Annotated in this window: 18 protein-coding genes; 17 read left to right on the top strand and 1 reads right to left on the bottom strand. The window is 62.8% G+C overall.

Features of this window, described 5'->3' with window-relative positions; all coding sequences use genetic code 11:
• Positions 1 to 32 precede the first annotated feature (32 nt).
• On the bottom strand, positions 33 to 926 hold the full coding sequence (locus tag J5M73_RS23475) for a DMT family transporter (protein WP_102861658.1): 894 nt from the start codon (positions 924 to 926) through the stop codon (positions 33 to 35).
• Positions 927 to 1,175: 249 nt separating this feature from the next.
• Here J5M73_RS23475 and aceK point away from each other — a divergent pair, with 249 nt between their 5' ends.
• The 17 genes from aceK to argS all read left to right on the top strand — a co-directional run bounded on the left by aceK (position 1,176) and on the right by argS (position 24,515).
• The gene (aceK, locus tag J5M73_RS23470; protein ID WP_102861659.1) at positions 1,176 to 2,897 is read left to right on the top strand and encodes a bifunctional isocitrate dehydrogenase kinase/phosphatase; all 1,722 of its coding nucleotides are present in this window, start codon (positions 1,176 to 1,178) and stop codon (positions 2,895 to 2,897) included.
• 132 nt (positions 2,898 to 3,029) lie between these two features.
• Complete coding sequence (gene hrpA, locus J5M73_RS23465) at positions 3,030 to 6,941, top strand: ATP-dependent RNA helicase HrpA (RefSeq protein WP_102861660.1); 3,912 nt, start codon at positions 3,030 to 3,032, stop codon at positions 6,939 to 6,941.
• A 293-nt stretch (positions 6,942 to 7,234) separates the two neighbouring features.
• Positions 7,235 to 8,356 (top strand): beta-ketoacyl-ACP synthase III, encoded by a 1,122-nt coding sequence (locus J5M73_RS23460; protein ID WP_102861661.1) that lies wholly within the window; start codon positions 7,235 to 7,237, stop codon positions 8,354 to 8,356.
• A gap of 80 nt (positions 8,357 to 8,436) precedes the next feature.
• Positions 8,437 to 9,051 (top strand): RNA polymerase sigma factor, encoded by a 615-nt coding sequence (locus tag J5M73_RS23455; RefSeq protein WP_102861662.1) that lies wholly within the window; start codon positions 8,437 to 8,439, stop codon positions 9,049 to 9,051.
• The gene (locus J5M73_RS23450; protein ID WP_102861663.1) at positions 9,045 to 9,278 is read left to right on the top strand and encodes a zf-HC2 domain-containing protein; all 234 of its coding nucleotides are present in this window, start codon (positions 9,045 to 9,047) and stop codon (positions 9,276 to 9,278) included. The genes J5M73_RS23455 and J5M73_RS23450 overlap by 7 nt, the downstream gene beginning before the upstream one ends.
• A gap of 295 nt (positions 9,279 to 9,573) precedes the next feature.
• On the top strand, positions 9,574 to 10,908 hold the full coding sequence (locus J5M73_RS23445; protein WP_110595114.1) for an OprO/OprP family phosphate-selective porin: 1,335 nt from the start codon (positions 9,574 to 9,576) through the stop codon (positions 10,906 to 10,908).
• Between the two features lie 660 nt (positions 10,909 to 11,568).
• Positions 11,569 to 12,570 (top strand): 4-hydroxy-2-oxovalerate aldolase, encoded by a 1,002-nt coding sequence (gene dmpG / locus J5M73_RS23440; protein ID WP_115581817.1) that lies wholly within the window; start codon positions 11,569 to 11,571, stop codon positions 12,568 to 12,570.
• Between the two features lie 36 nt (positions 12,571 to 12,606).
• Positions 12,607 to 13,464 carry an acetaldehyde dehydrogenase (acetylating) gene (locus tag J5M73_RS23435; RefSeq protein WP_102878784.1) on the top strand — a complete coding sequence of 286 codons (858 nt, stop codon included), beginning with the start codon at positions 12,607 to 12,609 and terminating at the stop codon, positions 13,462 to 13,464.
• A 41-nt stretch (positions 13,465 to 13,505) separates the two neighbouring features.
• Positions 13,506 to 15,662, top strand: a complete 2,157-nt coding sequence (locus J5M73_RS23430; RefSeq protein ID WP_207167240.1) for a carbamoyltransferase C-terminal domain-containing protein — start codon at positions 13,506 to 13,508, stop codon at positions 15,660 to 15,662.
• Between the two features lie 34 nt (positions 15,663 to 15,696).
• Positions 15,697 to 16,920, top strand: a complete 1,224-nt coding sequence (locus J5M73_RS23425) for an aminotransferase class I/II-fold pyridoxal phosphate-dependent enzyme (protein ID WP_102861668.1) — start codon at positions 15,697 to 15,699, stop codon at positions 16,918 to 16,920.
• Between the two features lie 28 nt (positions 16,921 to 16,948).
• Positions 16,949 to 17,812, top strand: coding sequence for a CoA ester lyase (locus J5M73_RS23420; RefSeq protein ID WP_123393369.1), 864 nt, complete (start codon positions 16,949 to 16,951; stop codon positions 17,810 to 17,812).
• Positions 17,809 to 18,336, top strand: coding sequence for a MaoC family dehydratase (locus J5M73_RS23415; protein ID WP_207816244.1), 528 nt, complete (start codon positions 17,809 to 17,811; stop codon positions 18,334 to 18,336). Before J5M73_RS23420 ends, J5M73_RS23415 begins: the two co-directional genes overlap by 4 nt.
• The gene (locus J5M73_RS23410) at positions 18,333 to 19,322 is read left to right on the top strand and encodes an ornithine cyclodeaminase family protein (RefSeq protein WP_102861671.1); all 990 of its coding nucleotides are present in this window, start codon (positions 18,333 to 18,335) and stop codon (positions 19,320 to 19,322) included. Before J5M73_RS23415 ends, J5M73_RS23410 begins: the two co-directional genes overlap by 4 nt.
• A 41-nt stretch (positions 19,323 to 19,363) precedes the next feature.
• Positions 19,364 to 20,131 carry a glucose 1-dehydrogenase gene (locus J5M73_RS23405; protein WP_115581821.1) on the top strand — a complete coding sequence of 256 codons (768 nt, stop codon included), beginning with the start codon at positions 19,364 to 19,366 and terminating at the stop codon, positions 20,129 to 20,131.
• Between the two features lie 49 nt (positions 20,132 to 20,180).
• Positions 20,181 to 21,494, top strand: a complete 1,314-nt coding sequence (locus tag J5M73_RS23400) for a hypothetical protein (protein WP_207816242.1) — start codon at positions 20,181 to 20,183, stop codon at positions 21,492 to 21,494.
• Positions 21,495 to 21,545: 51 nt separating this feature from the next.
• The gene (locus tag J5M73_RS23395) at positions 21,546 to 22,748 is read left to right on the top strand and encodes an MFS transporter (RefSeq protein WP_102861674.1); all 1,203 of its coding nucleotides are present in this window, start codon (positions 21,546 to 21,548) and stop codon (positions 22,746 to 22,748) included.
• 54 nt (positions 22,749 to 22,802) lie between these two features.
• Positions 22,803 to 24,515 carry an arginine--tRNA ligase gene (argS, locus tag J5M73_RS23390; protein WP_102861675.1) on the top strand — a complete coding sequence of 571 codons (1,713 nt, stop codon included), beginning with the start codon at positions 22,803 to 22,805 and terminating at the stop codon, positions 24,513 to 24,515.
• Positions 24,516 to 24,534: the final 19 nt, after the last annotated feature.

Here is a 24,534-nt window from a genome sequence, read left to right as displayed (position 1 = left end):
GAGTCGCAGGCTGATCAGAACCAGGCAGTGCTTCAGGCCGCCGATTTTGCCCCGGGCCGCAGCACCAGCCACAGGGCGGCGCCAATCAGCGCGCCGCCATACAGATGCGCCATGGACAGCGGCTCATCCAGCAGCAAGGCCCCCCACAACACGCCGAACGGCGGAATCATGAAGGTCACGGTCATTGATCGCACCGGACCGATGGCGCTGAGCAGCCGGAAATACAGCACATAGGCAAACGCCGTGCAGCCCAGCCCCAAGCCCAGCAGCGACAGCCACACGCTCCAGCCACCCCAACTGGCCGGCGGCTGGCTGATGGCGTTGTAGGCGAACAGGGGCAACAGCAGCAGGGTGGCACCGAGCATGCTGCCCAGCGCCGAGAGGCGACTGTCCAGGCCGCCGGCCTGATCCAGCCAGCGCCGCGCGAGGAAGCCGGCAAAGCCGTAGCAGGTGGTGGCCATCAGGCAGGACAGGGCGCCCAGCAGCAGTTCATGGTCGAAGGCCACAGGGCCGGCGCGGGTCAGGATGCCGACGCCGAACAGGCCCAGGCAGACGCCGGCGATCTTGCTCAGGCTCAGCCGCTCATGAAAGAACAGCCCGCCGATCAACACCCCCATCAAGGGCGTGGTGGCATTGAAGATCGCCGAGTAGCCGGCAGGCAGCACCTGGGCTGCCACCGAATACATCGTTGCCGGTATGCCTGAGTTGATCACACCGAGCAGCAACACGGTCTTGAGCTTGCCGCGAAAACTCCAGTCGACCCGCATCAGCGCCAGCATGACCAGCAGCCCGAGCGCGGCAATCGACACCCGGAAAAACGCCGTGGGTACGCTGCCCAGCACCGGGGCGATGATGCGCATGAACAAAAAGCTAGCGCCCCAGATGGCGGCCAGCGACAACAGACGCAGGAGATCGACAAGTCTCACGCAAGGATCCTTCGGTTTGAGGGCGGGGATCTTGCCCAGCGCTGGCGGGCATGGCAAACCTTATTGGTGCACAGGGCGAAGAAACCCGGCACTGGGTTTGTTGTGTCCCATGATCCGCCACACAAGCCTGGGGAGCAGGGCGACTGCCGGGTCATTTTCCGGCGTACGCTTGATCACAAAAATACGCTTCTCCTCAAGCCGTTTCACTGGCTAAGCTCTGGCATCGTAAATTCCCGCAGAGGTCTACTTATGCCGCAGCCATGGCCCGCCGCCGATATCGCTCGAATGATCCTCGATGGCTTCGACGACTACCGCGAGCATTTCCGCCAGATCACCGACGGCGCCCGGCAACGCTTCGAGCAGGCGCAATGGCAGGAAGCGCAGAGGGCCTCGGCGGCACGGATCAACCTGTATGAGGAAAAGGTCGGGGAAACCGTGGCCCGGTTGCACCAGTCCTTCAGCGACGATGCGTTGATGGATGTCTGCCAGTGGCCCCTGGTGAAAAGCGCCTACATCAGCCTGATCGACCTGCGTTTTGACGATGAGCTGTCCGAGACCTGGTACAACTCGATCTTCTGCGGGCTGTTCAGCCATGACCTGATCAGTGACGGCTGCATGTTCATCCACACCACCCGGCCCAGCCTGCGCCGGGCCCGGGCCGCGCAGACCCGCAGCTACCACCCCAAGGGCAACCTGCCGGCGATGCTCGAACAGGTGTTCGCCGACTACCGCTTCAGCGAGGACTATGCCGACCTGCCGGGGGACCTGCGGCGCCTGGAGGCGCAACTGCGGGAGAACCTGCCGGACTGGGTGTGCAAGGACCCTGAGTTGACCCTGGAGCTGTTCTCCTCGGTGCTCTACCGCAACAAGGGCGCTTACCTGGTGGGGCGTATCTTCACCCACGAAGAACAGTGGCCCCTGGTGATCCCGCTGCTGCATCGTGAAGGCCGGGGCATCCAGATCGATGCGCTGATCACCGACGAAGCCGATGTCTCGATCATCTTCTCCTTCACCCGCTCGTATTTCATGGTGGATGTGCCGGTGCCGGCGGAGTTCATCGGCTTTCTCAAGCGCATCCTGCCGGGCAAGCACATCGCCGAGCTGTACACCTCCATCGGCTTCTACAAGCACGGCAAGTCGGAGTTCTACCGCGCCCTGATCAACCACCTGGCCAGCACCGACGACCGTTTCATCATGGCTCCCGGTGTGCGCGGCATGGTCATGAGCGTGTTCACCCTGCCGGGCTTCAATACCGTGTTCAAGATCATCAAGGACCGCTTCTCGCCGTCGAAGAACGTCGACCGGGCCACGGTGATCGAGAAGTACCGATTGGTGAAAAGCGTCGACCGGGTCGGGCGCATGGCTGATACCCAGGAGTTCGCCGATTTCCGCTTCCCCCTGAGCAAGTTCGACCCGGCCTGCCTTGAGGAACTGTTGGAAGTGGCGCCGTCCACCGTGGCCGTGGAAGACCAGACCGTGCTGATCCGCCACTGCTGGACCGAGCGCCGCATGACCCCGCTCAACCTCTACCTGGAGCACGCCAACCCGGATCAGGTCCGCGAGGCCCTGGAGGACTACGGCCTGGCGATCAAGCAACTGGCGGCAGCCAATATCTTCCCTGGTGACATGCTGCTGAAAAACTTCGGCGTGACCCGTCACGGCCGGGTGGTGTTCTACGACTACGACGAGATCTGCTACCTCACCGAAGCCAACTTCCGTCACATTCCGGCGCCCCGTACACCGGAAGACGAGATGGCTTCCGAGCCCTGGTATTCCATCGGCCCCCACGACGTGTTCCCCGAGGAGTTCCCGCCGTTCCTGTTCGCCGATGCCGGCCAGCGCAAGCTGTTCGACCAGTTGCACGGCGAGCTGTACAACGCCGACTACTGGAAGGGCCTGCAGGACGCCATCCGCGCCGGCAAGATCATCGATGTCTTCCCTTACCGGCGCAAAGGCCTGGAAGACGAATAAAAGTGCAGGAGCCGGCGTGCCAGCGAAGGTGCCCGTGAGGACGCCTTCGCCGGCACGCCGGCTCCTACGTATTGCCTGCGCTTTTCTGCGACAATCGCGCCCTGCCTACATAGACGACATTTTGCGTACCTGATGACTTCCGAATCGCCTGCAATCGACCAACTGTTGAAAAACCTCGATCAAGCCATGCTCGCCGACCGCCACCGGTTGCGCCGGCAGTTGCTTGAACTGCGCAAGAAGCCCGACGAGGCCAAGCTCGCCCAGTGGCTGGAGCGGATGCAGGCGTCGTGCAACCTGGTGACGGCGCGGCGCGACAGCGTGCCGCCGATTCGCTATGACGACAGCCTGCCGATTGCCGCCAAGCGCGACGAGATCAAGGAGGCGCTGCTCAAGCATCAGGTGCTGATCATTGCCGGTGAGACCGGCTCGGGCAAAACCACCCAGTTGCCGAAGATCTGCCTGGAAATCGGTCGCGGCCAGCACGGTCTGATCGGCCATACCCAGCCCCGGCGGATCGCTGCCCGCAGCGTCGCCAGCCGAGTGGCCGAAGAACTGGCCACGCCCTTCGGGTCGCTGGTGGGTTACCAGGTGCGTTTCGAGGATCAGAGCGATTCCAGCACCCTGATCAAGCTGATGACCGACGGCATCCTGCTGGCGGAAACCCAGAACGACCGTTACCTGGAGCGCTACGACACGATCATCGTCGACGAGGCCCACGAGCGCAGTCTGAACATCGACTTCCTCCTCGGTTACCTCAAGACCCTGTTGCCACGGCGTCCGGACCTGAAGGTCATCATCACCTCGGCCACCATCGACCTGGAGCGCTTCTCCAAGCACTTCGATAACGCGCCGATCGTCGAAGTCTCTGGCCGCACCTTTCCGGTGGAAACCTGGTATCGCCCCCTGACCCTGGAGCAGGACGAGGAGGGCAACCGGGTCGAGGACGACCTGACGGTGGACCAGGCGATCCTCGCCACCCTGGATGAAATCGCCGCCTACGAGCGCAGCGAGCGGCGCAGCCCCGGAGACGTGCTGGTGTTCCTGCCGGGGGAGCGGGAAATTCGCGACGCCGCGGACATGCTGCGCAAGGCTCAGCTCAAGCACACCGAGATCCTGCCGCTGTACGCGCGCCTGTCGCCGGCGGAACAGCAGCGGATCTTCCAGTCCCACCCGGGCCGGCGGGTGGTGCTGGCGACCAACGTTGCCGAAACCTCGCTGACCGTGCCGGGCATTCGCTATGTGATCGACAGCGGCACTGCACGCATCAGCCGCTACAGCTACCGGGCCAAGGTTCAACGCCTGCCCATCGAGGCGGTGTCCCAGGCCAGCGCCAACCAGCGTAAAGGCCGCTGTGGCCGGGTCGAGCCGGGGATCTGCGTGCGCCTGTACAGCGAGGAGGATTTCCTCGGCCGGCCGGAGTTCACCGATCCGGAAATCCTGCGTACCAACCTGGCGGCGGTGATCCTGCAGATGCTCCATCTGCGCCTGGGGGAAATCACCGCGTTCCCGTTTATCGAGCCGCCGGATGGCAAGGCCATCAGCGACGGTTTCAACCTGCTGCAAGAACTCTCGGCGGTGGACCGCAACAGTCAGTTGACGCCTCTGGGCCGGCAACTGGCGCGGCTGCCGGTGGACCCGCGCATGGGCCGCATGCTGCTGGAAGCGGCGAAACTCGGCAGCCTGCAGGAAGTGCTGATCGTCGCCAGTGCCATGTCGATCCAGGACCCTCGCGAACGTCCGCCGGAGCGCCAGCAGGCCGCCGACCAGGCCCATGCACAGTGGAAGGACGTGGATTCGGACTTCGCCGGGCTGGTCAATCTGTGGCGCGGTTTTGAAGAGCAGCGCCAGGCCCTGACCGCCAGCCCGCTGCGCAACTGGTGCCGCAAGAACTTCCTGAATTACCTGCGCCTGCGGGAATGGCGCGACTCGCACCGGCAACTGAGCCTGATCTGCCGCGACCTGCAACTGAGCCTGAACAAGGAACCGGCGGACTACCCGAAACTGCACAAGGCAGTACTGGTGGGCCTGCTGAGCCAGATCGGCCAGAAGACCGAAGACGGCGATTATCTGGGAGCTCGTCAGCGACGTTTCTGGATTCATCCGTCCTCGGGCCTGGGCAAGAAACGCCCGCAATGGCTGATGACCGCCGAGCTGGTGGAGACCACCAAGCTCTATGCGCGCATGGTGGCCAAGATCGAGCCGGACTGGATCGAGCCCCTGGCTGGCCACCTGGTGAAGAAGAACCACTTCGAACCCCATTGGGAAAAGAAGCGTGGCCAGGTGGTGGCCTACGAGCAGATCACCCTGTTCGGGCTGATCGTGGTCGGCCGTCGGCCGGTGCATTACGGTCCGGTGGACCCGGTGGTGTCTCGCGAGCTGTTTATCCGCGAGGCCCTGGTGCGCGGTGAGATTCAGTCCAAGGCCAAGTGCCTGACTGCCAATACCCAATTGCTGGAACAGCTCGACGCCTTGGAAGCCAAGGCCCGGCGCCGGGACATCCTGGCGGACGAGGAAACCCTGTTCGCCTTCTACGACGAGCGCCTGCCGGCGGAGATCCACCAGACCGCGACCTTCGACAGTTGGTACCGGGTCCACAGCCAGAAGAACCCGCAGCTGTTGATCATGCGCGAGGAAGACGTGCTGGCCCGCGAGGCCAGCGAGGTCACTGCCAAGCAGTACCCGGACACCCTGCATATTGGCGATCTGGAACTGGCCCTGAGTTATCACTTCGAGCCCAACCATCCCCGCGACGGCGTGACCTTGCGGGTGCCGGCGCCCCTGCTGCCGGCGCTGCCCGCCGAACGCCTGGAGTGGCTGGTGCCGGGGCTGATCGAGGCCAAGTGCATCGCCCTGGTGCGCAACCTGCCCAAGGCCCTGCGCAAAAACTTCGTGCCAGTGCCGGACTTCGTCAAGGCGGCCTTGCAGCGCATGGTCTTCGCCGAAGGCTCGTTGCCCCAGGCCCTGGGCCGCGAACTGTTGCGCATGACCGGTGCCCGGGTCAGCGACGAGGCCTGGAGCGAGGCCGCGCAGCAGGTGGAGAGCCACCTGCGGATGAACCTGGAAATCGTCGACGCCCAGGGCAAGTTCCTCGGTGAAGGTCGCGACCTGGCCGAACTGACCGCGCGTTTTGCCGAAGCCAGTCAGGCCGCCCTGGCGGTGCCGCAAACCGCCAAGAGCCAGCAACCGGTGGAGGCCCGTGTGTTTGCCGCGGTCGCGGAAAAGACCCAGCAGAAGATCGCCGGACTGTCGATGACGGTGTACCCGGCCCTGGTGGAAGAGGCGGGGACGGTCAAGGAAGGGCGTTTCTCCACCGCCGCCGAGGCCGAATTCCAGCATCGCCGGGCCCTGCAGCGCCTGCTGTTGCAGCAATTGGCCGAACCGGCCAAGTTCCTGCGCGGCAAGCTGCCGGGGCTGACTGAGCTGGGCCTGCTGTACCGTGAACTGGGCCGGGTCGATGCCCTGGTGGAGGACATCCTCCTGGCCAGCCTCGACAGCTGCATCCTCGACGGCGAAGCCACGCTGCCTCGCGATGGCGCGGGCCTGGCGTCCCTGGCCGAGCGCAAGCGCGGCGCCTGGACCGAGCACGCCGAGCGTCTGGCGCGCCTGACCCTGGAGATTCTCAAGCTCTGGCACGGCCTGCAAAAACGCTTCAAGGGCAAGATCGACCTGGCCCAGGCGGTGGCCCTCAACGACATCAAGTCGCAGTTGGCGAATCTGGTGTACCCGGGCTTTGTCCGGGAAACCCCGGCCCTGTGGCTCAAGGAACTGCCGCGCTACCTCAAGGCGGTGGAACTGCGTTTCGAGAAGCTCGGCAGCCAGCTGCAGAAGGATCGGGTCTGGAGCACCGAACTGGCGGGCCTGTGGAGCCAGTACCAGACCCGGGCGCAGAAGCATGCCCAGGAAGGCAAGCGCGACCCGCAACTGGAGCTGTATCGCTGGTGGCTGGAGGAATACCGGGTGTCCTTGTTTGCCCAGCAACTGGGGACCAAGGTGCCGATTTCCGACAAGCGCCTGAACAAGCAGTGGAGCCAGGTCGAAGCCTGAGCCCCTGCAGGCGCCGGCTCCCCAGCTAAGGTGTCTGCGTGGGCAACGCAAGGCGCCAAGGCCCCTTCGCCGGCAAGCCGGCGCCCACCGGGCACGCTGCAATTGCGGCGAAATGCCGGTGTTTATGGCAAACTCCGCCGTCATAAATACCGGCCCTGTTGTTCTGTACCCCAGGCAAACGGGCGGATCGGAATAAAGCGATGCCAGGAAGGCTCCCACCAGCGGGGCAGTCCGTTTATGGTTTGGCACGGCGGTGCCAAGACCTTCTGCCTCATCACACTAGAGGAACGACCGTGCATAACGTCGTCATCAGCGGCACCGGCCTGTTTACCCCGGCCAACAGCATTTCCAACGAAGAGCTGGTGGAATCTTTCAATGCCTACGTCCACCAGTTCAACAGCGACAACGCCGCGGCCATCGAGCGGGGCGAGGTGCAGGCCCTGACCGAATCCAACGCCGCTTTCATTGAAAAGGCCTCGGGGATCAAAAGTCGCTTCGTCATGGACAAGGACGGCATCCTCGACCCGCAACGCATGGCCCCGCGCCTGCCGGAACGTTCCAACGACGAATGGTCGGTGCTTTGCCAGATGGCGGTCGCCGCCGCCGAACAGGCCCTGCAACGGGCCGGCAAGACCGCCGCCGACATCGACGGGGTGATCGTTGCCTGTTCCAACCTGCAGCGTGCCTATCCAGCCATCGCCATCGAAGTCCAGGCCGCCCTGGGCATCCAGGGCTTCGGCTTTGACATGAACGTGGCCTGTTCTTCGGCGACCTTCGGCATCCAGGCTGCCTGCAACAGCGTGCAACTGGGTCAGGCCCGGGCCATCCTGATGGTCAACCCGGAAGTCTGCACCGGACACCTGAACTTCCGTGACCGCGACAGCCACTTCATCTTCGGCGACGCCGCCACCGCGGTGATCATCGAGCGGGCCGACCTCGCCACCTCGGCCCAGCAGTTCGAGATCGTCAGCACCAAGTTGCTGACCCAGTTCTCCAACAACATCCGCAACAACTTCGGTTTCCTCAACCGCGCGGCGGAAGAGGGCATAGGTGCCCGGGACAAGCTGTTCGTCCAGGAAGGCCGCAAGGTGTTCCGTGACGTTTGCCCGATGGTGGCCGAACTGATCGCGGCCCACCTGGAAGAAAACCAGCTCAATGTCGGCGACGTGAAGCGCTTCTGGCTGCACCAGGCCAACCTGAGCATGAACCACCTGATCGTCAAGAAACTCCTGGGCCGTGAAGCCACGGTGGAAGAGGCCCCGGTGATTCTCGACACTTACGCCAACACCAGTTCGGCCGGCTCGGTGATTGCCTTCCACAAGTACCAGGACGACCTGGCCAGCGGCTCCCTGGCCGTGCTCAGTTCCTTCGGCGCCGGCTACTCCATCGGCAGCGTACTGCTGCGCAAGCGTTGATCTAGGCTGATGTGGGTGTGGCGCAGGGCCGGGTTGGCGCGTCACACCCTCTCAAACCTGCATGATTGAACGAGGCACGAATGGCTGCTGCTGATGACACGCAACTGCTAGAGCGCCTTTTGGCGGGTGAGCAAAAGGCATACAAGGAACTGGTCAGTACCTACCAGAGCGCTATGCGCGCGGTGGCTTACGCCATTGTCGGCAACCGCCATGCCGATGAAGTGGTACAGGACGCCTGGTTGTCGGTGGTGCGCAATCTGTCAGGGTTTCAGGGGCGTTCCAGCCTCAAGACCTGGCTGCTGACCATCACGTCCAACGCGGCCAAGGGTCGTTACAAACAGAATCGCCGGGAAGTCCTGCTGGATGACTTGCCCGCCCCCCACGGCACTGTGGGCGATGAGCGTTTCTCTTCCAGCGATGGCCACTGGCTGGTGGCGCCCTTCGCCTGGCACGAAGACACCCCGGAGGCCCTGCTGACCGAGTCCGAGCTGCGAGACTGTCTGGAGCACACCCTGCTCAGCCTCTCGGAACTGCAAAGCAGCGTCCTGCTGTTGCGCGAACGCCAGGGTTTGGAACTGGAAGAAATCTGTAATCTTTTGGGGCTCACGCTCTCCAATGTACGGGTGCTGTTGCACCGGGCGCGTTTGAAAGTCTTCGCCACCGTGGAGCATTTTGAGGAAACCGGCCAATGCTGACCTGTAAGGAACAAGTGGCACGTTCCAGCGACTACCTGGACGGCCAGCTGAGTTTTCGCGAGCGCCTGATGGTTCGCCATCATCTGCTGTTCTGCCCCAATTGCCGGCGTTTCATTCGTCAGATGCGCCTGCTCCAGGCCACGTTGCGGGTGCTTCCCGAACCGCCTCTGGAAGGTCTGGACGAACTGGCCGAACGCCTGGCTGCCGAGCACAAGCGCGACCTCTGACCTTTGCCCCCATGCGGATGCCGCCGTGCATCCGCATCTGTCATCAATCGGTCATCCGATCGAAGGTGACAGCTCTGTAATGTCCCCCCATTCCCCCGCAAACCCTGGCGAAAGCGCTCTAGCACGGGCTTTTTGCCTTATTGCATTTCGAAGTAAAAAAGTTCCCCTGTAATTAAATCTTTATCTATCAGCAACCCGGCTGAAATAACCCATCGCCAAGATTCCCACCCAACACCAGCGGGCCAACCCCGCGTGTTTTCCAACGCTACAGACCACCAATTAGGGGAACTCTTCGATGATCCGTAAGCACTTCGCCGGTTTTGCCGCCAGCGCCCTGGCCCTGGCAGTAACCGCCCAGGCTTTCGCTGGCACCGTCACCACCGACGGCGCCGATATCGTAGTCAAAACCAAGGGCGGCCTTGAGGTTGCTACCACCGACTCCGCGTTCAGCTTCAAGCTGGGCGGTCGTCTGCAAGCCGACTATGGCCGTTTCGACGGGTTCTACACCAAGAATGGTGATACCGGCGACGGCGCCTACTTCCGCCGCGCCTATCTGGAATTGGGCGGCACCGCCTACAAGGATTGGAAATACCAGATCAGCTACGACTTCTCCCACAACTCCGGCACCGCCGATGACGGTTACTTCGACGAGGCGTCCATCTCTTATGTGGGCTTCAAGCCGGTGACCATTCGCGCCGGTCGTTTCGACGCCGACTTTGGTCTGGAGAAGGCCACCAGCTCCAAGTGGGTTACCTCCATGGAGCGTAACGCCGCCTATGAGCTGGCCGACTGGATCAACTCCCACGAGAACGGCATGGGGCTGCAGGTCAGCTCGGTGGTGGCCGACATGGCTTACCTGTCCGGCAGCGTCTCGGCCAAGGACATCAACGACAGCGATGGCGACAGCGTCAAGCAGCTCAACGCCCGTGCCGTGTTTGCACCGCTGCATGAAACCGGCAACGTCCTGCACTTCGGCCTGGACTTCGCCAGCCGCGATCTGGGCGATACCGCCTTCGACTCGCGGATTCGTCCTCGCCTGGGCGTGCGTGGCATCGCCACCAACGGCGGCAACGATGCCGGCGCCAACGGCAACCGCGCTACCTTCGGCGGTGGTGTCGGCCTGAACGCCTCGAACCTGACGACAGCAGGCGCTTATGACAATGACCGAGTGTTCGGCGGCGAGTTCGCCTTCGCCAGTGGCCCGTTCTCGGCCCAGGCGGAATACCTGACTCGCAAGCTCAAAGCCGACAGCAACGCTTACAAGGACGTCAAGGCCAACGGTTTCTACGGCCAACTGGCCTACACCCTGACCGGCGAATCCCGGGTCTACAAACTCGATGGCGCCAAGTTCGACACCATCAAGCCGGAAAACAAGCAGTACGGTGCCTGGGAAGTGTTCTACCGCTACGACAACATCAAGGTTGATGACAAGAACATCGTCGCCGCCACCGCTACCCGTGAAGTTGGCGATGCCAAGGCCAACATGAACACCATCGGGGTCAACTGGTACGCCAACGAGGCGATCAAGGTGTCCGCCAACTACATCAAGGTCAGCACCGACAAGATCAGCAACAGCGTTGGCGATGACAGTGGCGACGCCCTGGTGGCTCGCGTGCAGTACGTGTTCTAAGGCTGTTGCAACATCCAGGTAGAGCTCTTTCTCATCCGTTATAGCTCCTCTCGTTTTGACCCCGCTGCGGCGGGGTTTTTTTTTGCCCGAATACGGCAATACGCTGTTTTTGGAGTGAAGGTCATAGCGATCGAAGGACGCTAGTTAGCCCCTTGGCAGGCGTCAAATTTAAAAAATAAATAGCCTCTGGATGGTTCCCGTCGAGTTTATTTTCGCTGTTGAAATCCGCCATCAATCGCTCTCGCTACAGCCGTTGGCGAAAGTGCTCATGGGCCAGTCGATACGGGGCAATGGTGGATGAGGCGAGGGCGTCGATACGGTTTTTTTTCTGGATTGATTTTTTTTCTTAAAAAATATTACGGTTTTTTAGAATGAAATTAGTGCGGTTGACAGCCTCGGAATGGCTATGGAAGTATCAAAGAAGATTGCAGGTAAACGTTTGTAAAGTTACCTGGAAGATACAGTTCTACACGGAGTTTTGTAGGGCTGGTCAGGCTGATTGTTGTCAGGGAAGTTAGAGCTTTAACCGATTGTTAATACGCTGGTGGCCGGCGCTGAGTTGTTTGGTCATGCCCCGGCCCGATAAGCCCTTCAAGGAAGTGAAGGGTGGGGCAGAGTAATTAAGTACCCCTGTACCGGGGGTCGCAAGGGATTGCTGACATGACGAAAGTTGAACTTTACGACCCGACACTTCGGGACGGTAATCATGCGCTCGGGCACCGACTTGGCCTGGAGGACATCAGTGCCTATTGCCGCGCCGTGGATGCCTGTGGGCTCTATTGCGTGGAGGTCGGTCATGGCAACGGCCTGGGGGCTTCGTCCCTGCAGTTGGGGCTGGCTCCCCACAGTGATGAAGCGATGCTGAGCACCGCTCGGGAAGCCTTGCAGCAGACCCGTCTGGGGATTCATGCGATTCCCGGGTTCGCCAGGATCGATCATCTGCACATGGCCATCGAGCAGGGCGTGGATGTGCTGCGCATCGCCTGCCATTGCACCGAGGCCGATATCACCGCGCGCTACATCGACTTCGTCAAGTCACGGGGCGCCGAGGCCCAGGGCGTGCTGATGATGACCCACATGGCCAGTGCCCGGACCCTGCTGGAGCAGGCCCGACTGCAGGTCAGCTACGGCGCCGATGCCATTGTGCTGATGGATTCCGCCGGGGCCTACATGGAGCAGGACGCCTTTGAAAAGGTTTCGCTGCTGGCCCAGGAGTTGCCGGTGCCCATAGGTTTTCACGGGCATAACAACCTGGGGCTGGCGGTGGCCAACAGCCTGAGCGCGGTCAGGGCCGGAGCCCGGTTGCTCGACGGCACCATCAATGGCCTCGGCGCCGGCGCCGGCAATACCCCCCTGGAAGTGTTGTGCGCGGCGCTGATGAAGCTCGGTCTGGTGGACGAGGCTCGGGCCTTTGCCATGATCGTCGCCTCTGAGCAGAGCACGGACCGGATCAAGAGCGCGCAGCCCCATATCAGTGCCATGAACATTGTCAGCGGTTTGTACGGGGTGTTCTCGGGGTTTGAAAAGCCGGTGTTGAAGGCCGCACACCAACATGGTGTCGCGGCGCTGGATATATATCGCGTGCTGGGCAAAAGAAAAGTAGTGGCAGGTCAGGAAGACCTGATTATTGAAGTTGCGATGAATCTGGCCAAGGCGCTGTGAATTCAACTGACTTCCCATAAGCAAGGAGAGCGCTTTATGGTACTTAGAGTCGCGATATTAGGCAGCGGTAATATTGGCTGTGATCTTCTGTTGAAAGTCATGCGCAGTTCTTATTTGCGCTGTGATTATTTTATTGGGCGCAATCAACAGTCGGCGGGGCTGGACTATGCCGCAAAACTGGGAGTGCGTTGTGATCATCGCGGTATTGATAAGTTAGTTGAACATCTGGATGAAGTTGATGTGGTGTTCGATGCCAGCAGTGCCCAGGCCCATGTGCAACATGCCCAGGTGTTGGAGGGGCAGGGCAAGTTGCTGATCAACCTGACTCCGGCCGATACCGGCGTCTGGTGTGTGCCCACGATCAATTCGAGCACGTTGCGGGATGTAGAGAACCTCAACATGGTCACCTGCGGTGGCCAGGCCTCCCTGCCGATCGTGCACGCGCTGCGGCGCACCGGTCAGCACCTGAACTACGTGGAGGCGGTGTCGTCGATTTCCGCCCGCAGTGCCGGCGCCGCAACCCGGCTGAATGTGAACGAGTACCTGTGCACCACGGAGAAGGCCCTCAAGCATTTCTCCGGCGCCCCGAGCGTCAAGTCGATCCTCAACATCAATCCGGCCGATCCGCCGGTGGACATGCAGACCACGGTCTTCGCCCTGATAGACAAACCGGACATGGCCGAGCTGCGGCACAGTGTCCGCGTGATGCTCGATCAGGTGCGCCAGTACATGCCCGGCTACTCGCTGATCATGGAACCCAGCCTGATCGACGGCAAAGTGGTGACCATGGTCCGGGCCAGGGGGGCAGGGGACTACTTGCCGGCCTATGCGGGCAACCTGGACATCATCACCAGTGCGGCAGTCCGGGCCGCCGAAGATCGTTGCCGGAACTGAACCCAGGACGGGTTCGAGGTTTATCTCAGGAGAGTGTCGACATGACCAGGGTATACGGAACCTACGGGCCGAAGCTCAAGCGCCTGCCCGAGTGGGTCAAGCGCGTGACCGACTTTGTCTACGAGAAGTTGGGCCGGCGGCAGCATTTCTACAGCGGTGAAAGCGCCTTCGCTCAGGAGCGCGGAGCGGAGTTCGCCCGGCGTCTGGCCCAGGGCGAGAGCCTGTACCTGCTAGGGGTCGGTCCCTTCGGGCACAACACCGGCGTGGCCCTGATCAAGGTCAGCGCCAAGGATGGCATCCACATCATTGCCAACAACGAGGAGGAGCGCTTCAGCGCAGAAAAACACTCCAACAAGTTTCCCCAGCACAGCCTGGCAGAGATCCGCCTGATCATGGCCAGCCGCAACATCAGCGCGCAGGACATCTTCTGCATTCTTGGCAGTTGGGACTACATCCGCGCCCTGGGCTTTGACCTGAAGATCATCTTCGAGCACGCCCCCAGCAGCCTGACCCTGCTCAACCCGCGGCACGACCCGAACTTCAACCTCAGCCACCTGGTCAAGGGCCTGGGGGCACCCAAGCGAATCTCCCAGAGCCTGGGCCTGGAAACCACCCAGCCGCTGATCGGCATGCATCACCACAACAACCATGCCTACCTGGCCTATGCCCTGTCGCCGTTCGCCCGGGAGCCTGAGCCGGTGATCCTCACCGTGCTCGACGGCACTGGCGACAACGGTGCCATCTCGTTGTACGAAGTCCGCGACGGCCAGGTCATCTGTCACCGGCAAAACCAGAGCACCATCGACTCCCTGGGCTACCTGTACGGCTACATCAGCTCGACCCAGGGCGGCTGGAGTTTCCTCAGCTCCGAAGGGCGCTACATGGGCGCCGCAGCCTGGGGCAATGCCAGCCGCCTGACCAACCCCTATTACAAGCGCCTGCGGCAGATCCTGTACTTCGCCGAGGAAGGCAACATCCACGTCAACCGGACCATGGTCAACTGGCACATCAAGAGCCACACCGAGCCCTATGGCCAGCCGCTGATCGACATCCTCGGCGCGCCCATCGCTCCGGGGGACATGTGGAACCCGGACAGCGTGCTCAGCGTCGACGACATCGAGCATTCGGACATCACCCAGGATCGGGTCGACAAGGCCCAGGCCCTGCAACTGGTGTTCGAGGACGCGCTGTTCCATATCGTCGATCACCTGATCCGCAAGACCTGTGCCCACAAGCTGGTGCTCACCGGCGGCACGGCGCTCAATTGCATTGCCAACATGCATCTGGTGCAGCACTTCAATCGCGACTACTTCCAGCGCTACCTGGGCCAGGACCAGTGCCTGAAGATCTGGGTGCCGCCGATCCCCAGCGACTGCGGTGTGGCCCTGGGCGCGGCGATACAGTTCGCCATGCGCAATGGCGCCGACGCGCGCAACGATTTCGCCAGCCCGTACCTGTGTGGCCTGGCACCGTCCACGGCGCAGATCCAGCGCGCAGTGATCGAGGAGCAGGGAGTCGAAGCCCGCAAGATCGGCTCTCTGAACCAGGCCGATTCCCTGACCGAGGTGGCGCGCTTCATGGCCAGCCTGGTGTGCAACAACGCCGTGATCGGGGTGTTCCAGGGGCCGGCGGAAACCGGTCCGCGGGCCTTGGGCAATCGCAGCATCCTGGCCAATCCGTGCAATCCCAACACCCTGGAACTGCTCAACTCGAAAGTGAAGTTCCGGGAGAAGATCCGGCCGCTGGCGCCCATGGTCACCCTGGAAGAAGCCCATCGGCTGTTCGAGCTCGATGAAGGGGCCAAGACCGACGACTACTCGGCCTACAACTACATGGTGCTCACCGCCCGGGCGCGCCCCGAGGCCCGCAGCCGGGTTCCGGCGGTGGTCCATGTGGACGGCACCAGTCGCCTGCAGATCGTGCGCCAGTCCCTCAACCCGCTGATCCACGCCTACCTCAAGCAGATGGGGAAACACTGCGGGGTCGAGGCCTCGGTGAACACTTCGCTGAACGTCGGCAGCCCGATCGCCCAGACCCCGGCCCATGCCCTGCAGACCCTCAAGCGGGCCAAGGGCATGGACGCGCTGATCATGGTCGGCGCCAGTGGCGACATCTTCGCGGTGTGGAAAACCGACAGCGACTTCAAGCGGCGGCTAGCGGTGTTCGAAGCCCAGGCCCTCGACGTCATGCCTACCTGACAGGCACCTATTCACTCGAATTCCGGAGAGCATCATGACCGACAACACTCAGCCTCAGGCCACCAACAAGTACCGCAACAACCTCAAGGCCTTCGATTACGGCAACCAGTTCTGGGACGAATCCGAACGCAACGGCTTGGCGGGCATCGTCGCCAACCTGGTGGGGGACGGCAGCCTGGAAACCGCTGATGGCCATCGTTTCATCAACGTCAGTTGCTGTTCCTACCTGGACCTGGATTCCCATCCGAGCATTGTCCAGGGCGCCATCGACGCCTTGCATCGCTACGGCGTGCTGGATCACTGCATTTCCCGGATTCGCATCCAGATTCCGGCGCTGCTGGAGCTGGAGGCGTCGCTCTCGCAGCTGTTCGAGGCCAAGGTGATTACCGCTATTTCCGCCGGCGCGGCCACGGCGGGCATCCTCCCGCTGCTGGCGTCCGGGCACCTGACCCAGGGCGTGCGCCCGGTGATGGCCTTCGACAAGTTCGCGCACTTTTCCATGAGCCTGTACAAGCCGGTGTGCGGCGATGAGACCGAGGTGTTCACCATCGGCCACAACGACATGAACGCCCTGGAAGACCTGTGCCGCAAGTACCGCAAGGTCGCCTATGTCGCCGACGGCACCTACAGCATGGGCGGCCACGCGGCCCTCGGGGACTTGCTGACCCTGCAGGAAAAGTACGGCCTGTTCCTCTACCTGGACGATTCACACTCGCTGTCCATAGTCGGTCGCCACGGCGAGGGCTATGTGCGCTCGCACATCGATCAGGTCAATGAAAACACCATCATCGTCGCCACCCTGAACAAGGCGTTCGGCACCAGTGGCGCAGCCATCATGTTCGGCCCCAAGGGCAAGCAGGTGGAGGACATCCTGACCCGTTTCGGCGGGCCGATGGCCTGGTCGCAGCCGATGAACACCGCGGCCATCGGCGCCTCCCTGGCGTCTGCCGAGCTGCATCGCGGCCCGGAGCTGGCGCTGCGGCAGAACGCCCTGTCGCGCAACATCCAGCTGTTCGACGAGTTCATCCGCACCGAGCAGGCCGGCAATGCCTTTCCGATCCGCCTGGTGCAGTTGCCCAACGACCAGGTGATCCGCAGCGGTCGGCTGCTGTTCGAAAACGGCTTCTATGTGTCGCCGGTGTTCTTCCCCATCGTGGCCAAGGACAACGCCGGGCTGCGGGTCATGTTGCGCTCCACCATCAGCGAGGAGCAGGTGCTGTCCATGTGCGAACTGCTGCGTGGCTGCATCGAGTCCTGAACCCATCCATTGCTGCGAGTGTCCGGTTATGCAAACCCGTGGTTATTCAGTTGCCCCCATTCCCCGGTTGCCCCGTTCGATCCTCTACACCCCGGCCTTCAACCTCGAACGGCTGCAAGGCGCTCGGGAGGCGGGGGCCGATGTCTGTCTGATCGATCTGGAAGACTCGGTGCCCCCAGCCAGGAAAGCCCTGGCCCGGGAGCATTGTCTGCAATTGCTCAAGGCTCCGGCGTCGGCGTCCCGGGTGGCGGTGCGGATCAACGAACTGCGCTCGCCCCAAGGCCTGCTGGACCTTGAGGCCTTCATCCGCCATGGCCTGGCGCCGGACATCGTGATGCTGACCATGGTCCGCGATGCCTGCGAACTGGAGATCGTGCGTGCCCAGCTCAGCGAGCTGCAGCACCCGGTGGAGCTGTACGTCACCGTGGAGACCCTGGAGGCCATCGATGCCATCGACCCGATTGCCAGCCAGTGCTCGGGGCTGGTGTTCGGCTCGGCGGACTTTGCGGCCGAGCTGGGGGTGGAAATCGGTTGGGAAAACATGCTCTACGCCCGCCAGCGCATCGCCAACGCAGCGGCGCGCTACGACATCGCCGCCATCGACACCGCCTGCTATCACCTGGACGACCCGCAGCTGCTGCTGCAGGAAAGCCGGGCGGTCAAGGCCCTGGGATTCCATGGCAAGGCCATCGTCCACCCGCGCCAGCTGGCCACGGTCATGGAGGTGTTCAGCCCCAGCCCCGGCGAGCTGGAACGGGCCCGGGAGATCCTGCGTCGGGCGGAGCACAGCCAGGGCGAAATCTTCACCCTGGATGGCGACATGATCGGTCCTCCATTCATCAAGAAGGCCCGCAAGCTGCTGAACAATTTTACCCAGGAGCCACATCCATGATCGCGACCCTGCAACGGCTGGACAACGGTGAGTACCTGGAGTCGCCGGGGATGTTCTTCGAGGACTTCAAGCCCGGCGACGTGATTCGTCACTGGCCCGGGCGCACCGTGCTGGAAACCGACAACACCTGGCTGACCCTGCTGTCGATGAACCATCACCCGCTGCACTTCGACCAGGAGTACGCCAAGGACACGGAGTTCGGCAAGGTCCTGGTCAACAGCGTGGTGACCTTCGCCATCATCAATGGCATGTCGGTGCAGACCATGAGCTTTCGCACCCTGGCCAACCTGGGCTGGGATCAGGTGCGGCTGTCGGCCCCGGTGTTCATCGGCGACACCCTCTACGCCAAGTCGAAGGTCCTGGCCATCCGCCCCAGCCGTTCACGGCCGGGGCAGGGGATCGCCACCATCGAGACCGAAGGCTTCAAGGCCGATGGCAGTGTGGTGCTCAGTTACCAGCGTTCATTCCTGGTGCCCCGGCGCGAGCCTCTGGCCCTGCCCGCGGTCGAACAGGAGGTGCCATGAATTTTCTCAGCCTCGATCGCCAGGCCATGGCTCGGGCACTGTCCATGGGCGAGGCCATCGAGGCCCTGCGCCAGGCCCTGGCACCGGCCATGGCGGACGGTGTGCAAGTGCCGCCACGAACCATCATGACCCTGGGCGACAGTGCCGAAAGCAACCAAGTGCTGGTGATGCCGGCGGCCCTGCCCTTGGCCCAGGCGGTGGCGGTCAAGGTTTCGACCATCACCCCGGACAACCCCCGCCACGGTCGGCCGCTGATCCATGCCCTGGTGATCCTGCTCAGCAGCCAGACCGGGGAAATCCTGGCGCTGATGGAAGGCGCCCATCTGACGGCCCTGCGCACCGGGGCCATGGCCGGGCTGGCCACCGATCTGCTGGCGCGGCCCGCATCCCGGGTGCTGGCGGTGATCGGTGCCGGGGTCCAGGCCCGCAGCCAGATCGAGGCGGTCTGTGCGGTGCGCCCCATCGAACAGCTGTTGCTGCATTCCAGGAGCCTGGACAAGGCCCGGGCCCTGGCGGCCTGGGTCAGCGATCGTGGGTTGTGCCCCCAGGTCATGGTGACCGACAGCGTGGCCCGGGCGGTGTGCATGGCGGACGTGATCTGCACGGCCACTTCCACTGCCAGCGCCGAGCCGCTGGTGCGGGCGGCGGATGTGCGCCCCGGGACCCACATCAATGCCATCGGCGGGGTCGATGAAATGGCCTGCGAGATCGATCCGCTGCTGCTGGGACAGGCGGCGGTGTACGTCGAGGAGCGCGATGCCGCTCTGCGTGAGGCCGGCGAGCTGATTCAAAGCCTGCGCCTGGGGGTGCTGATGCCCGGGGATGTGCAGGAAATCGCCAGCCTGCTGGGCGGCTCCGTCGTCCCGCGAGGCACCGCCAGCAGCCTGTTCAAGTCAGTGGGCACGGCGATTCAGGATGTGGCGGTGGCGGCAGCCCTGCTGCGCTCGGCACGGACCAAGGGGCTGGGCACACGCGTCAGCCTCTGAAACCACAGTGCCTGGGGCCCAGGCATGACAAGGATGAATACATGGCAGAACAACGATTGTCCGGCAAGAACGCGCTGATCACCGGCGCCAGTCATGGCATTGGCCAGGCCATCGCCCTGGCCATGGCGCGAGAAGGGGCCAATGTGGCGTTTACCTATCAGCGCGATGAGGCCGCCGCGGCCCAGGTGCTGGGTCAACTGCAAGAGTTGGGGGTGAAGTGCCAGGCCTTCCAGGTGGATGCAGGGGAGGCCAGTGCCGCGCCGCAACTGGCCGGTCGAGTCCTTGCCGGGTTCGATGAGCTGCATGTGCTGGTCAACAATGTCGGCATCACCACACGCACGGGGTTTCTCGAAACCAGCGTCGAGGACTACCACAAGGTGATGAATGCCAACCTGCGGTTTCCGTTCTTTCTGACCCAGGCGGTGATCGCCCACATGCTCGAACGGCGGATCGCCGGCAGTGTGATCAACGTGTCTTCCATCAGTGCCTTCAAGGCCATCAGCCAGATGGCCCACTACCAGTCATCCAAGGCCGGGCTGTCGATGCTGTCCAAGAGCCTGGCCTACGAGTTCGCTGCCCAGGGCATCCGGGTCAATACCCTGTCACCCGGACTGACCGCCACCCAGGGCAACCGCAACCAGTGGCACAACGATCCGCAGTTGTGGCGCGAACGGGGCAAGGACATTCCCATGGGCCGTGCCGGCACGCCCCAGGATCACGCCGGCGCTGCGGTGTTTCTGGCCAGTGACGAAGCCGCCTGGGTGACCGGTGCCGACATCGTGATCGATGGCGGCGAAGCGACCCTCTGATCATTCCCACCGAGGGCTTGCCCCTCATTTGCATCAGGAAGCGCGATCCATGAATTTTGAAGAGCTCAATCGCCCGTTGTTCGATGTGTTTGGCCAGCGCAATCCGCAGTTGATCAAGCCCCAGGGATACAAGGCGACCCCCTTTCCCCTGGCCCTGTTTCCCGCCGCTGCCTTTCAGGCGGTGGCCGCCGACCTGCGCCTGATCCTGGCGGCGCAGTCGCGGATGCTGGCCCATTTGCTGACCCTGCACAGCCGCGAGCACATCCTCGAATTGTTCAATGTGCCGGTTCAGGTCCGCGACCTGGTGGATTGGTCGCTGCTGGAAAAGGGCGGGCGGCTGATTGGCCGTGCGGACGTTCTGCTGAGCGAGGATGGCCAGTACCAACTGTGCGAACTGAATATCGGCCCGGCCATCGAAGGCCCGCAGTTGCACGAATTCTGCTCGCGTTTTCTGGAGTCGCGAGGGGTGCAGCTCAGTGGCTTCGAACACGGGCAATCGCCCTATGTCGATCTGGCGCGGCTGATCCAGCGCCTGTGCAAGGAGCAGCGGCGCAGTCGGGTGGTGCTCCTGGATCTTCAAGCCTATGACCACTGGGCAGGCGCTTCGGCCTACCAGCCGTTGTTGCGCCATGTGCGTCAGGCCTGTGCGGATCTGGAAGTGGTGCTGATCAAGGAGCATCAGTACCAGGCGCAGTGGTTGAGCGCCGAAGAGGGCGCGCGAACCCTGGTCTATCGCCTGTTCCTGGAGGAGGAGATCGTCGATGGCGGCGATCTGGTGCGGCGTATCTGCGGTTCGGGCGCCTTGCTGCTCAACACCTTTGAAAACTACGTGAGCGGCTGCAAGTCATGGTTCTCGCTGTTTCATGAGCCGGCGCTGCGGGCGGTGCTGGACGCTGAACAGCGCGCCGCCATCGATCGCCGGATACCCATGACGGTGCGGGTCAGTGCGCAAAACCTTGAGGGTTTGCTGCAGCGGCGCCAAGAACTGGTGTTCAAACCCTGCAACTCCACCGGTGGCAAGGGGGTGATCCTCGGTGAGGAAGCCACTGACGAACTGATCCGCGCCTGCGTCGGTCCAAGACCCGGTGAATGGATTGCCCAGGCCACCATCCGCCAGCGCTCCTATGCTTTGCCCCAGGCCTTCTGGAACCAGCCGGTGGAGCAGTTCGTGGTGTTTGGCCTGTACTACATCAATCAGCAGATGTCGGGCCTGTATTTGCGCTGCAACGGTCGCTCCAGGGCGGTCAATGTGCTGTCCGGCGGCATGCCGGGCTGGGCGCTGCCGATCACCGACCAGGAGCAGCGACTGCTGCTGGCGCAACTCAAGACCCAGGAGCCTGAACCGTGCCCTCTAGCGCAATGAACCAGGGCCGGGGAGGACAGGCTCCCCCTGGCGGGAGAAGTGGGCCGGCCCATGATTGAAAGAACCTTCAGCTGGGCGCGCTACGCCACCCTGCCCAGGGAGATCCATGTGGTGCTGTTCGGCACCCTGTTGACCCGTAGCGCGTTCTTCATGATCTGGCCGTTCCTGGCGATCTTCCTGTACCAGGACTATCACCTGGGAGCGACCTTGATCGGTACCCTGCTGGCGGTGGCCATGGTCGGCGGCGCACTGAGCAGTATCTACACCGGCTGGCTCTCGGACCGCTTCGGACGCCGGCGCCTGATTCTGGCGGGCGCCTTGTTGAGCGCGCTGTCGTTCTTGCTGTTCATCGAGGCCGGCTCGGTGTTCTGGTTCGGCGTGGCAGTGGCGGGGGTGAGCATCGGCTGCTCGCTGCTGGAGTCGACCTGCAAAGTGCTGATCGGCGATTACGTGGAGGACCTGCAGTCCCGGGAGCTGGCACTGTATGCCAACTATTTTCTGGTGAACGTCGGCGGCTCCATCGGGCCGTTGATCGGCATGTTGCTGCTGTCCAGCGTGCGCTCCCTGGTGTTCGCCGCCTGCGCCCTGGTGTACACGGTGTTCGGCCTGCTGCTGTGGCGTCTGCTGCGGGACAAGGAGGCCCGAGTGCAGCGACATGCCAGCGCTCCGACCCCCAACTTCCTGGTGGCCTTCGGTGCGGTGCTCAAGCATCGGCGATTTACCCTGCTGATGCTGTGCAACACCGTGGCGGCCTTTGTCTATGCCTCGTTCGACTCGACCCTGCCGCAGTACCTGGCGCGTAGCGAAGTGCAGGACCCGGTGACCCTGCTGGTGATCCTGATCACCCTCAACTCGCTGATTGTGGTCTTTACTCAGTTTCCTCTGTTGCGCTTGCTGGAGGTTTATTCCACTCGCTGCCGGCTGTTCTGGGGCATGGCCCTGATGCTAGCCTCGCAGCTGGTGTTCGCCGGCTCGCCGGTGACGCTGTTCTGGGGGCTGGCGCTGGCCACACTGCTGTTGAGCGTGGGCGAGTTGATCGTGTTCCCGATCTTCAGCATCGAGGTTGACCGGCTGGCTCAGGAGAGTCTGCGCGGCACCTATTTCGGGGTCTCCAGCCTTTATCGAGTGGGCATTGCGCTGTCGCCGATCTACGGCGGCGCCATGCTCGACCTGGTGGGGGGGCAATGGATGTTCATAGGACTGGCCGCGCTGTGCGGGCTGGTCATGGTGGTACAAAACTACGCCGTCAGGTAAAGGGCAGGGTTGCCGCCTGAGGTTCGAAATCTTCAAGGATGAGGTGTATCCGACATGTCTGTAATGCGCATTCTGGACCAACGTTTCGCGGCCGCCCTCAACGGCCTGGGCGCCACTGACAGTCCGCCGGTGATTCAACTGGCCAGCCGTCCCGAGTTTGGCGACTTCCAGATGAGTGGAGTGATGGCCGCGGCCAAGAAACTGGGCCTGGCGCCGCGCGAGCTGGCCCTGCAACTGGTGGAACGGGTGGATCTGCGGGGCATCGCCGAGCACCTGCAGATCGCCGGGCCGGGCTTTATCAATATTTCCCTCAGCAAGGACTTCCTGCGTGAACGCCTGGAGCATGCGCTGCTGACCCGCAACCTGGGGGTCGAGCCGCAGCCGGCCAAGCGGGTGATGGTGGAGTACGCTTCGGTCAACCTGGCCAAGGAAATGCACGTCGGGCACCTGCGCGGCAGCATCATTGGCGACGCCCTGGCGCGGATCAATCTGTTCATGGGCCAGGACGTGATCCTGCAGAGTCATGTCGGCGACTGGGGCACTCAGTTCGGCATGCTCCTGGCCTATATGAAAGAGGCCACCGATACCCGCCGGCAGGACTACGAACTGCGGGACCTGAACCGCTTCTACCAACAGGCCAAGCGGCGCTTCGATGAATCGGAGGATTTTGCCCGCCGTGCCCGGGATTATGTGGTCCGGCTGCAACAGGGAGACGCCGAGGTGCTGCGCATGTGGCACACCTTTGTCGAGGTGTCGCTGTCCCACTCCCTGGATATCTTCCAGCGCCTGGGCCTGTTGCTCAAACAGTCGGACATCCGTGGCGAGAGTTTCTACAACGATGACCTGCAGCCCCTGGTCCAGGCCCTGCAGGACAAGGGCCTGCTGACCGAAAGCCAGGGAGCCAGGGTGGTGATGCTGGCGGAGTACGCCAACAAGGAGGGCCAGGAGGCGGCCTTTATCGTGCAGAAGCAGGGCGGTGGCTTTCTCTATGCCACCACGGACCTGGCGGCGATCCGTTTTCGCATTCGCCAGCTCAAGCTCGACCGCTGCCTGTATGTGGTGGATGTGCGTCAGTCCCTGCATTTCCAGCAGTTGTTCCTGGTGGCGCGCAAGGCCGGCTTCCTGCCGCCCCAGGCGGATTTCGAGCATGTCAGCCATGGCACGATCAAGGGCGCCGATGGCAAGCCGTTGAAGACCAAGTCCGGCGAGTCGGTCAAGCTCGATGCGTTGCTGACCGAGGCGGTGGAGCGGGCCGAGGTGCTGATCGCCGCGAAGAACAACGGGCTGGACCCCGAGGCCCGTCGACACGTGGCCCGGGTGGTGGGCATCGGCGCGCTGAAGTACGCCGACCTGTCCCGTCATCGCAACACCGACTATGTGTTCGACTGGGACGCGATGCTGTCCTTCGAGGGCAATACCGCGCCTTACCTGCAATACGCCTACACCCGGGCCAACCGCGTGCTGACCCGGGCCGGGAGCGTCAAGGAGCAAGGCCTGCAGATCATCGAGCCCCATGAACACAGCCTGGCCATCGAGCTGCTGCGTTTCGAGGATGTGATGTTGCAAGTGCTGCGCGAAAGCCTGCCCCACGTGCTGTGTGCCTATCTGTACGGGCTGGCCACGGCATTTTCGCGTTTCTACGAGTCTTGCCCGGTGATTGCTGACGAGCGTGTCGATGGTTCGCGGCTGAAACTCTGTGAACTGACTGCCCGCACCCTGAAGGAGGGCCTGGGGCTGCTGGGGATCGAGGTGGTCGACACCATGTGATGCCCTGAGCATGGCCGAG

The sequence above is a fragment of the Pseudomonas sp. 50_B genome, from assembly GCF_017491625.1.
GTDB classification, from domain to species: Bacteria; Pseudomonadota; Gammaproteobacteria; order Pseudomonadales; family Pseudomonadaceae; genus Aquipseudomonas; species Aquipseudomonas danubii.
The sequence above is the reverse complement of the archived record's forward strand: the minus strand, read 5'-3'. Positions and strand labels throughout refer to the sequence as shown.